Origin of the sequence: Rhizobium sp. J15 (assembly GCF_002531825.1) — a bacterium.
Lineage (GTDB): Bacteria > Pseudomonadota > Alphaproteobacteria > Rhizobiales > Rhizobiaceae > Rhizobium.
In genome coordinates, this window is record NZ_NWSX01000061.1 from 24,117 (window position 1) to 34,804 (window position 10,688).

General features: G+C 56.8%; 6 protein-coding genes and 2 pseudogenes. 5 read left to right on the forward strand and 3 right to left on the reverse strand.

The window, feature by feature from the left end; genetic code table 11:
• Positions 1 to 243 precede the first annotated feature (243 nt).
• The 3 genes from CO670_RS29935 to CO670_RS29945 all read right to left on the reverse strand — a co-directional run bounded on the left by CO670_RS29935 (position 244) and on the right by CO670_RS29945 (position 4,028).
• Positions 244 to 2,385 carry a methyl-accepting chemotaxis protein gene (locus CO670_RS29935; protein ID WP_176539059.1) on the reverse strand — a complete coding sequence of 714 codons (2,142 nt, stop codon included), beginning with the start codon at positions 2,383 to 2,385 and terminating at the stop codon, positions 244 to 246.
• A 17-nt stretch (positions 2,386 to 2,402) separates the two neighbouring features.
• Positions 2,403 to 3,332, reverse strand: a complete 930-nt coding sequence (locus tag CO670_RS29940) for a substrate-binding domain-containing protein (protein ID WP_097593613.1) — start codon at positions 3,330 to 3,332, stop codon at positions 2,403 to 2,405.
• A 459-nt stretch (positions 3,333 to 3,791) separates the two neighbouring features.
• On the reverse strand, positions 3,792 to 4,028 hold the full coding sequence (locus tag CO670_RS29945) for a hypothetical protein (protein WP_097593614.1): 237 nt from the start codon (positions 4,026 to 4,028) through the stop codon (positions 3,792 to 3,794).
• Between the two features lie 271 nt (positions 4,029 to 4,299).
• On the opposite strand from CO670_RS29945, the gene CO670_RS29950 reads away from it, so the two are divergent.
• From CO670_RS29950 to CO670_RS29970, 5 genes and pseudogenes are all read left to right on the forward strand, one after another.
• Positions 4,300 to 5,238: a substrate-binding domain-containing protein gene (locus CO670_RS29950; RefSeq protein WP_097593622.1), complete on the forward strand. Its 939-nt coding sequence runs from the start codon at positions 4,300 to 4,302 to the stop codon at positions 5,236 to 5,238.
• Between the two features lie 136 nt (positions 5,239 to 5,374).
• Positions 5,375 to 6,359: pseudogene (gene iolG / locus CO670_RS29955) on the forward strand (inositol 2-dehydrogenase).
• 33 nt (positions 6,360 to 6,392) lie between these two features.
• Complete coding sequence (locus CO670_RS29960; protein ID WP_097593616.1) at positions 6,393 to 7,355, forward strand: Gfo/Idh/MocA family oxidoreductase; 963 nt, start codon at positions 6,393 to 6,395, stop codon at positions 7,353 to 7,355.
• A 117-nt stretch (positions 7,356 to 7,472) separates the two neighbouring features.
• Positions 7,473 to 9,047 (forward strand): Re/Si-specific NAD(P)(+) transhydrogenase subunit alpha, encoded by a 1,575-nt coding sequence (locus CO670_RS29965; RefSeq protein ID WP_097593617.1) that lies wholly within the window; start codon positions 7,473 to 7,475, stop codon positions 9,045 to 9,047.
• Between the two features lie 18 nt (positions 9,048 to 9,065).
• Positions 9,066 to 10,500: pseudogene (locus tag CO670_RS29970) on the forward strand (NAD(P)(+) transhydrogenase (Re/Si-specific) subunit beta).
• The last annotated feature ends 188 nt before the right edge of the window (positions 10,501 to 10,688 follow it).

Consider the following 10,688-nt stretch of genomic DNA (forward strand, 5'->3'; position numbering starts at 1 on the left):
TCCGAAAGCTGACAGAACGTATGAACAAGACGAAGTAGCTATTGATGGCGTCAACCTGCCTCCAGCTAGGACACCCATGTGTAATTCATTCATATGGTGAATTACGGATGGGCCGGGTTACCCCGGCGAAAATCGGATTGGGATCCTTTCCCTGGCATTTAAGTTGGAGCAAACATTCGAAACCATCACGGCACAACAGTGTGTTGTGCGGCTGAATACCCAGCCGCACAATGGTTCTTCTGCCTAGGACGCCATCGCATAAGCGCTATGGTTTATGTCTTTCAGGCTTCTCGTTTTGAATTGTCCCATCAGGGCGGCAAGTCTGTCAGTCTCATGCACTAGGCTTTGTGCGGCAGCGGTGGTTTGCTCGACCATCGCTGCATTTTGTTGTGTCACCTTGTCCATCTGATCGCCAGCCGCCGAAACCTCGCGCAGGCTGATTGCCTGATCGCGTGCCGACACGGCTATTTCGGTCACGGTCGCGCTCATGGTATTAAAGTGAGAGACGATCAGCTCAAGCGAAGACCCTGACTCGGCTACCAGCCTAACGCCAACATCAACCTGGTCCGACGATGTCGAAATGAGTTGCTTGATTTCCTTTGCCGCATTTGCAGACCGTTGTGCAAGTTCGCGGACCTCCTGTGCGACAACGGCAAAACCCTTGCCGGCTTCGCCGGCCCTGGCGGCTTCAACGCCGGCATTTAATGCCAAGAGATTCGTCTGAAAGGCAATCTCGTCAATGACGCCTATGATGCTTTCGATTCTTGCGGAAGAATTTTGGATTTCATTCATTGCCGAGATTGCGCGATTGACGATTTCTCCACCTTTTTCGGCGTTCGCACGGGTTGTCGTTACCTCATCGTTGGCTCGGCTGGCGCCGTCAGCCATTCCGTTGACACCTCGTGTAACCTCCGAGAGCGCCGCGACAGTCTGTTCGAGCGACGAAGCCTGCTGTTCAGTGCGACGAGCAAGATCATTCGTCGCGGTGGAGATCTCACCCAGACCCGACCTTATCGTCGAAACGGCCTGAATGACGGCGTCGAATGCGCTTTCCAGACTTGCTACCGAATTGTTGAAGCGCTCGCGGATAATGGAGTAACGGGCATCCACGTCACCGATCCTGGCCGTCAAATCTCCGGTCGACAATGCGTCCAAACCTTTCGAAATCTGGCGGAAGGCAAATTCCATCGCATCTGCCTCAGCCATTCGTTGCCCCTCCTGGCGCTGGCGCTGCTCCTCGGAAGCAAGCCTGACGCTTTCGGTGGCGTTATCGGCTGCTGCCTTGGCGTGCTTGGTTTCCTGGAACACCATCAGCGAGCGCGCCATGGCACCGAGTTCATGGCCGTTGTCGGCGCCGGCGAATTCGGTCAGGTCCTCGCCATGAGCCAGTCGTTCCATCTTCCCAGCTATGGTGCGCACAGCAGATGAAATTAACCGCCCGAGGCAATATGAGAGTGCAAGGCCGATCACGATCAATGCCGCGCTGACAGCAAGCGTAACTGTCGTGGCGCTCGAGACCGTCTGGTCGACGGAGCCATCGAGTTCTTTTTGGGTGTTGGCAACGCTTGCCTGTAATGCCTGGAAACCTGTCGCTATCTTTGGACCGAGTTCATTAATTTCGCTTACCCTGATGCGCTTGGTTTCACTCCAAACGTCCCGCATCTCACCAAGACGTGCGCTATAGTTCTGCATGAGTTGCGCGGCACCGGAAAGACGCGTTTGCTGCAGCTCATCGCGGGCCATTTTGGCGGCGGCGGCATTCAGATCGACCGCCTCACTCAGGGCAAGTTGCGCAGCGTCATACGCCTTCAAATCGCCGGAATTAACGAAGCGTTCGGAAAAATAGAGGCTTTTGTTGAGGGCTTCGAGGGTCGTCGTTGTCGCGTAAAGAAGCTTCAGATCGTTCTGACGCCAGGCACTGCGCAATACGTCATTCAGGGCAATGCCTGTCCACGGCCCGAATTCAGTAACTTTGGAAAGAAGCTGATCATGCCGTGACTGCAGCGCAACCAGCCTGTCGAACGCCTGGTCGTAGGCTGCGATCTGTCCCCTTATTGTGGCGACGGCGGCTTGCAGGCTTGGGTTCCCGGCCAGACGCGCATCGTCAAGCGCGAATGAACTGACCCCTGATTTGAAACGTCCAATCAATTCCCTCGACGGCTCAGACCGAAACGCTTCGGCCGACATCTGAATGTCGCGAAGCCGATCGCTATAAGTCGAGATGGCGAGGCTTTCACCGACCGTAGCGCGGTAAGACGAAAAGACCGACGTGAGCTTATCCATCCCGAACATGACGTTGAGCGACAGGAGGCTCATGAAAAAGATGAGAGGAAGAAAGCCTAGCGTGATTTGGGCACGGATGCTGAGTTTGTTCCAGAAATGCATGATGGCGCCTCGAAAGCTTACCGGCTATTGACCAGGTATTGATCGACATTCTGTGGGGTGACGAGCTCGAATGGGATGTAGTTTTCCCGTGGCACCTTTTCTCCCTGCGCAAGCTTGAGTGCTGCATCGACAGCTCCTGCGCCCTGGGCCGCGGCATTCTGAAACACGGTGACTTTTAGTTCGCCAGCCTTCATCGCTTCGAGGGCAGGGTGAATCGCATCGATGCCGGCGACGATCACGTTCTTCGTCGCGCCATCGTTGCGCTTCAGGGCTCGGATGGCTCCAAGCGCCATATCGTCGTTGTTCGCCAAGATCGCGTCGAACTTGACGCCCGCGGTCAGCCATTCCTCGACTTGGGCTTCGGCAAAGTCGGGCGACCAATAGGCAGTCTGACGCTCGACGACTTTGAGACCATTGCAGTCGGGCGTGGAAAGGACATCATCGACATCTGTGGTCCGGGCTCGCGCTGCAGCATGAAAAGGCTCGCCGACGAGTACAGCAATGTTGCCCTGTCCATTCAGCAGTCTGCACACCTCCTTAGCCTGAAGGGAACCGGATTGCTTCTCGTCGGAGGCAACCACGGCCTGGTTCGGTGGGAGGTCAAGGACGTTGGCTGGAACGTTATTAACATAGACAAGGGGGATGCCCGCCCCAAAGGCAATTGGCGTCAGTTGCGCGCCGAGATCGCCGTCAGCGAGCAGCACAACCAGAGCGTCGACCTTGCGAGCCACGAGTTCCGTGACCTGCTTCTTCTGCAGGTCCCCATCGCCTTTCGCGTCCGTCGTGACGACGTCGACGCCACCCGCGCCTTTTGCGTGCGCAAGAAGCCCCCGCAGCAAAGTAGAATTAAATTCGTCGAGGTTGGAAACCGAAACGCCGAGCGTCGCGGCATTTCCATGCGATGTCAACGTTAACATTAGCAATGATAAAAATACAATTCGGCGCATTTTCCCTCTCCAAAAATGTTAGCTGATCGCGGGATTATCAAACAGTTCTAGTAAAAAGAGACTTAATCACACGATGGGGAACCGGAGCGCCTGCGACGGGTCCTGATGTGGTCGAAGGTTGACTGACGGCCTAGATATCGTCGGCTGGACTTGCCGAGGCGCCCTGCCGCGAAGGCATCGGGAAACGCAGACTGGCAATCATGCGTTACCGCGCTGAAATTCTCGATCGCGCAACGGTGTTCGACGAAAGGCTGACGAGTAAAGCTCGGATGAAACAGCGTGCATTATCCTGCGAAGCAGGCCGCTAAAGGATGTATAACAATCCGATGGCGAGGCCTATAGCCACGAGGCAAAGCGCCACGGAAGCCGGCCCGTTTTGGTTGGCGAGGCAGTTTTTCTCGTGTCCACGCTCGGCCAACGCTTCGAGGAACAGGAACTGCGTCGTGAAGTCCGCCGGACTCATCGTCCGGCAGCAACCGCCGAAGCTGCAGGAACCGTTTCGGCGGAAGCTTGGTCGACCCCGACCGCGCGCTGCAGAACAGCTAGGCTCGCCTGGGCCTGCATCAGCCGAAGATCACCGATGATAGCGCCCTCCCGTGCGAGAAAGGCGGAGATTGGGTGACCATATAAAATACCCATTAAAACGGCGGCTGAAAGCAATGGCGCACCGCGGATCGCTGCCTTGGAGATGTGCATTTTTAAGTTCCCTTTTTTGTCGATGATAGATTAAAAAAATAATTGGTCAATAAGAATGTAATCGTTGACATCGCCATTTTTTGATGTTGTATACGTTAACATCGACCGAACACAGCATATTTTGTCGTTAGATAGCCTCAAGAAGGTAATCAGCGCGCAAAAATCTAATGGGTCGAGGTATGTAAACGTTAACATATCATTCGGTCTCGGAGGAGGCCGTTTCGGTGACAGCGGGTGCCGCCAGCACGCCGCGTGAAGGAGGGGAATGCGCATGAAAAAGCTCATCACTGGAACTGCAGCACTGCTTTTGGCGACGTCGACCGCCTATGCCGGGGACATCGGCGTGGCGATCTCTCATAGCGACTCTTTTCTCGCCGTCATGGTTCAGGGAATGAAGGACGAGGCGGCCAAGACAAAGCAGCCGCTCCAGATCGAGTTTGCCGAAGCCGACATCAACAAGCAGCTGTCGCAAATTCAGAATTTCATCGCCGCAAAGGTCGATGCGATCATCGTCAACGTCGTCGAAAGCTCGGCTTCCCCGGCGATCACCAAAATGGCGGCCGATGCCGGCGTGCCGCTGATTTATGTCAACAATACCCCAAGCGACCTCGATGCGCTCGGCTCGAAGGCTGCATTCATCGGATCGAACGAAGCCGAGGCTGGCGAACTCGAGACGAAGGAAGTTTGCCGCGTTTTGAAGGAAAGCGGCAAAACCAGCGATGCCGGGATTCTGATTATCCAGGGCATCCTGGCACAGCACAGCGCCGAACTGCGCAGCAAGGCCGTGCATGACGTTATCGCAACGCCCGACTGCAACTTCATGAAAGTGATCGACGAACAGTCGGCCAACTGGGATCCGGTCAAAGCGCAGGACCTGATGACCAACTGGATCACGGCCGGCTACAAGCCTGCTGCCGTCATCGCGAACAACGATGAAATGGCGCTCGGTGCCATCAATTCCATGAAGGCGGCCGGCTGGGACATGAAAGACGTCGTCGTGGCAGGCATCGACGCTACCAAGGAGGCGATGCATTACATGCAGACCGGCGATCTGGATGTGAGCGTCTTCCAAGATGCGATCGGTCAAGGCGCCGGGTCCGTCGACGCCGCAATCAAGATGGCAAAGGGAGAAAAGGTGCAATCGCCCGTTTGGATCCCGTTCGAACTGGTCAATCCTGCCAACGTCGACAAGTACATCAGCAAGAACTGACACTACGGCGGACAAGACAGGTGCGCATCCCGATGCGCACCTGTCTCTCACGAAGGTTCGCGTCGGAGCCCTCGTCGAAGCGACGTGACCCCCTGGCGGGACGCCTTTTGATCTTGGGTCAGAAAGAGATCGTAAGATGGTTAGATTCGGCATTTTGGGCTGCGGTCGCATCGGTCAGGTGCATGCTGCATCGATCGGACGGATCGAAGGCGCCGAACTTGCTGCCGTTGCCGACATTTCCTCCGAGGCGGCATCTGCCTGTGCGGCGCGCTTTAAGACGGTCGTTCGCCGCATCGACGACATTATCAATGCCAACGATATTGACGCTGTGGTCATCGCCACTTCGACATCCACGCATTTCGATCTGGTGACCGCAGCAGCGCGGACAGGCAAGGCGATCTTCTGCGAGAAGCCAATCGATCTTTCCTCCGACCGAGTTCGCTCTTGTATCCAGGCCGTCAATGCTGCCGGCGTTACCTTCATGACAGCCTTCAACCAGCGTTTCGATCCTCACTTCAGCGCTCTTCAGGCCCGCGTGCGGGCAGGTGAAATCGGAGATGTGGAGACCGTTTCGATCGTCTCGCGCGACCCTGGTCCGCCCCCCGTGTCCTATGTCAAGACCTCTTTTCCGGGACATGATGATCCATGACCTCGACATGGCGAGGTTCGTTCTCGGCGAGGAGCCGGTGACGGTATTTGCAGTCGGGTCCAATCTTGTCGATGCGGGCATCAAGGAAGCCGGCGACGTCGACACTGCGGCAGTCATTTTAACGACGGCCAGCGGACGAATCTGCCAGATCACCAATTCGCGCAGGACGACGTACGGCTACGACAAGCGCCTCGAAGTCCACGGATCCAAGGGGATGCTTCGCGTCTCCAACGTGCTTGAGAACCTGGTCGAGCGGGCGGGAAACAACGGCTTTGAACAGTCTGTCGCCCAAGCATTCTTCCTCGAACGCTTCGAAGCGGCCTACCTCGCCGAAATGCGCCATTTCATCGAGGCAGTTTCTTCCGGGACCGCCCCGATTCCGAGCGCCGAGGATGGACTTCGCGCCCAACTCATTGCCGATGCGGCAACTGAGTCATGGCAAGAGTGCCGGCCGGTCGACATCCCTCGCTAACGGCCAAAGTGTTTAACATTCGGAAAAACGCCCATGAAAATCGCGATCATTGGCCTTGGCAAGGTGGCGGAGCTCCATGTCCAGGCACTTCGTCAGATAGGACCAGATATTTTTGCCGGCGGGTGGAATCGCTCGGCGGACAAGGCAGCGGATTTCTGCCGACGTTTTGGGGGGGTGGTGTACCCCTCGGTCGAGGCGCTCCTCGCCGATGATAAGATCGACGCCATTCTCGTCGCCACGAGCACGGCTTCCCATTTCGAATTTGCCAAGCGTAGTCTCCAGGCGGGAAAGCACGTCCTCCTGGAAAAGCCGCTCTGCGAAAGAGCCGAACAGATTAGGGAACTTGCGGACATCGCCGCAAGGCATGACCGTATCTGCATGCCGTCGCATAACTACATCTATGCGGAGAGCATGCGCCGCCTCAAAGCCCACATCGAGGACGGCCGACTGGGTGACATCGTTAATTTCTGGGCAATCTATAACAAGCGTCATGACGCCTCCATAGGTGAACCCGACCTGACGATGCGGGAATTGATGATTCATCACGCCTATTGCATGTTGTTTTTCCTCGGGCGTCCCTCGCATGTTTACGCGACAGGCACGAACGTGCATTTCGACGATAAGCAGGCGCACGACCAGCTCATGATCACCGCGGAATATGCCGATGGGAGAATCGCAAACCTCTGGGGCAGTTTCTCGGCCGACGACAGAAGTCGCGAACCATGGTCCTGCTATTTTAAGGTCCTGGGCACCGAAGGAAGCGGTGTCGTTCCCTGGGACGTGACGAAGTTCGGGCAGGCATCCATCCCGTTCTGGGATGATGCGACTTATTGGGACAGTTTCCTGCAGGTCGAGCAATATTTTCTGAACGAGTGCCTCGCAAAGGCTTCGCTTCCGCTATCGACGTTGGCTGATGCCTATGACGCGGCGGTCATTCTTGACGCGGCGCGTCTTTCGTTGGTCGAAAAACGTCGGATAGAAATCGCCTACCGATAACGATTGATAACCGAAGCGAACGTCCTTCGTGACGACAGCAAAAAACAATTCGAGCCCATACGGGCTTCGATCGTGCCCGCGGGCATTGGCTGGTCAGCAAACCATTTGTGAGGAAAGATGAAAATCGGGGCGCCAAAGGAGATCCATGCCGACGAAAAGCGCGTCGCACTGACACCAGAGAGCGCGTTGCACCTCCAAAAGCTCGGATATGAATGCCTGGTGGAAACGGGTGCGGGACTTACCTCGGGTGTTTCGGACGATGCTTATCGCACAGCTGGCGTCGCGATCTTGCCTACGGCCCAGGACCTGTGGCAGGCAGCGGATGTCGTCGTGAAGGTCAGGCCGCCGCAACAGGAGGAACTGGCACTGCTGACGCAAGGCAAGACCATCCTGTCGTTCGTCCATCCCGCCCAGAACGTCGATCTGCTCGAAAAGGCCTGCATGCGCCAGATTAATCTGATCGCTATGGACATGGTGCCGCGCATCTCAAGGGCGCAGAAGATGGACGCTCTGTCGTCCATGGCAAATATCGCAGGTTATCGCGCGGTAATCGAGGCCGGCAATAGCTTCGGGCGTTTCTTCACTGGACAAGTGACCGCAGCGGGCAAAGTTGCACCGGCCAAGGTCTTGGTCATCGGTGCAGGCGTTGCCGGACTTGCGGCAATCGGGACGTCGACGGCGCTCGGCGCGATTACCTACGCCTTCGACGTTCGTCCCGAGGTCGCCGAGCAGATTGAAAGCATGGGCGCTCAGTTCGTCTTTCTCGATTTCGCCAACGAGCAGCAGGACGGTGCGGCAAGCGGTGGCTATGCGACGCCGTCCTCGCCGGAATTCCTCAACGCCCAGCTGAGCAAGTTCCGCGAGCTCGCGCCGCAGATCGACATCGTCATATCAACCGCTCTGATACCAGGGCGCGATGCTCCCAGACTCTGGCTTGCTGATATGGTCGCGACGATGAAGCCCGGCTCCGTGATCGTCGACCTTGCCGCTGAGCGCGGTGGAAATTGCGAATTTACCATCGCCGACCAGAAGTTGGTGACTGCGAACGGTGTCACGATTATCGGCTACACGGATTTTCCAAGCCGGATGGCGGAGCAGGCCTCGACGCTTTATTCCAATAACATCCGCCATCTGATGACGGATCTGACCCCGAATAGGGATGGCCGACTTGTCCACAATATGGAGGACGACGTCATCCGCGGCGCCACAGTCACTCATGAGGGTAGAATTACGTATCCGCCGCCGCCACCAAGAGTTCAGGCCATCGCCGCCCAGAAGCCAAGGGAAAGGTCAAGGGAGCTCAGTCCCGAGGAAAAGCGCTCGCAGGAGCTGATTGCCTTCCGAAAGCAGACCAAGGCCCAGGCACTGCTGCTGGCCGGCGGCACGATGCTTCTCCTGCTGGTCGGCGCAATGGCACCAGCCAGCTTCATGGGGCACTTCACCGTTTTTGTCCTCGCCTGTTTCATCGGGTTCCAGGTTATCTGGAACGTCAGCCATTCACTCCACACGCCGTTGATGGCGGTGACAAATGCCGTATCGGGAATCGTGATCGTCGGCGCGCTTTTGCAGATCGGGTCCAGCAACGGCATCGTCATCGGTCTCGCTGCTATCTCGATCCTGGTCGCCACAATCAACATCGTCGGCGGCTTTCTCGTGACGCAGCGCATGCTCTCGATGTTCCGGAAGTCCTGATTAGTTGGGGTTACACATATGACTATCGGTGTCATTTCCGCCGCCTATGTCTCGGCGGCGGTGCTCTTCATTTTATCTCTTGGGGGCCTGTCCGGCCAGGAAAGCGCTAAGCGCGCCGTCCGCTACGGCTTCGTTGGCATGGCGATTGCGGTTGTTGCCACCATTCTCGGACCGGCCTTCGGCAACTTGTCAATCACGTTGGCGATGATCACAGCCGGCGCCGGAGCGGGTTGGCTGGTCGCGAAGAAGGTTCAAATGACAGAAATGCCGCAGCTTGTCGCGGCTCTGCATTCCTTTGTCGGCCTGGCAGCCGTGCTGATCGGCTTCAATACCCATTTCGAGACAGCAACTATTGCTGGACTAGACCAAGCCGGCAGGGCGCAGCTTTCAGGATTTGCGGCGATTCTCGCAGGCAAGACACCATTGGAAATGGCGATAATGAAAGTCGAGGTTTCCCTCGGTGTCTTCATCGGAGCGGTCACCTTTACCGGTTCTGCAATCGCTTTCGGCAAGCTGGCAGGAAAGCTCGACGGCAAGGCGCAAAAGCTGCCCCGGCGGCCATGCCCTGAATGCCGCTGCAGCAATCCTTTCGTCCGTTTTAATGGTGGTCTATGTGCAAGGCGCCGATATTTGGGTGCTGGCCGCAATGACGCTTCTCGCCTTCTTCATTGGCTTTCACCTGATCCTGGGTATTGGTGGCGCGGACATGCCCGTCGTCGTCTCCATGCTGAACAGCTATTCGGGCTGGGCTGCGGCAGCGATCGGCTTTACGCTCGGAAACGATCTTCTAATCGTCACCGGTGCATTGGTCGGCTCTTCGGGCGCAATTCTGTCCTACATCATGTGTACGGCGATGAACCGTTCCTTCGTCTCGGTTATTCTCGGCGGCTTCGGCGCAACGGCCGGGTTTGCCGTTGCGATCGAAGGCGAGCAAATCGCCATCGATGCCGATGGTGTCGCCGCAGCACTCAACGATGCCGACAGCGTTGTCATCGTTCCGGGATATGGCATGGCTGTCGCGCAGGCCCAACAGGGGGTTGCGGAATTGACACGCAAACTGCGCGCGGCAGGAAAAAACGTAAGGTTTGCAATTCATCCCGTCGCCGGCCGCCTCCCGGGTCACATGAACGTGTTGCTTGCCGAAGCCAAGGTTCCCTATGATATCGTCCTGGAAATGGATGAGATCAACGACGACTTCTCCCAGACCGACGTCGCCATCGTCATCGGTTCAAACGATATCGTCAATCCAGCTGCTCAGGACGATCCAACGTCGCCGATCGCTGGCATGCCTGTGTTGGAAGTCTGGAAGGCGAAACAGGTCTTCGTCTCGAAGCGCGGGCGAGGCGCCGGCTACTCTGGCATAGAAAACCCGCTCTTCTATCGCGAAAACACGCGGATGCTGTACGGCGACGCAAGAGAGAGCATGGCGCAGTTGCTGCCGCAGATTGCCTGACCAACTGGAACGCTGTGTAAAAGCGCAACCTTCATCTAGGCATTTTGCTTCAAAGATACCGTTGCTGGGGGCTGGCGCCATCATATGGCAGCGAAGCACGCCAAAGGTGAAAGATGGCGTCGCAGTCTTGATTTGCCGACAGTTGCTGCCGCATTTCCAATGTAATCGTTGACATTGAGTTTTTCTCG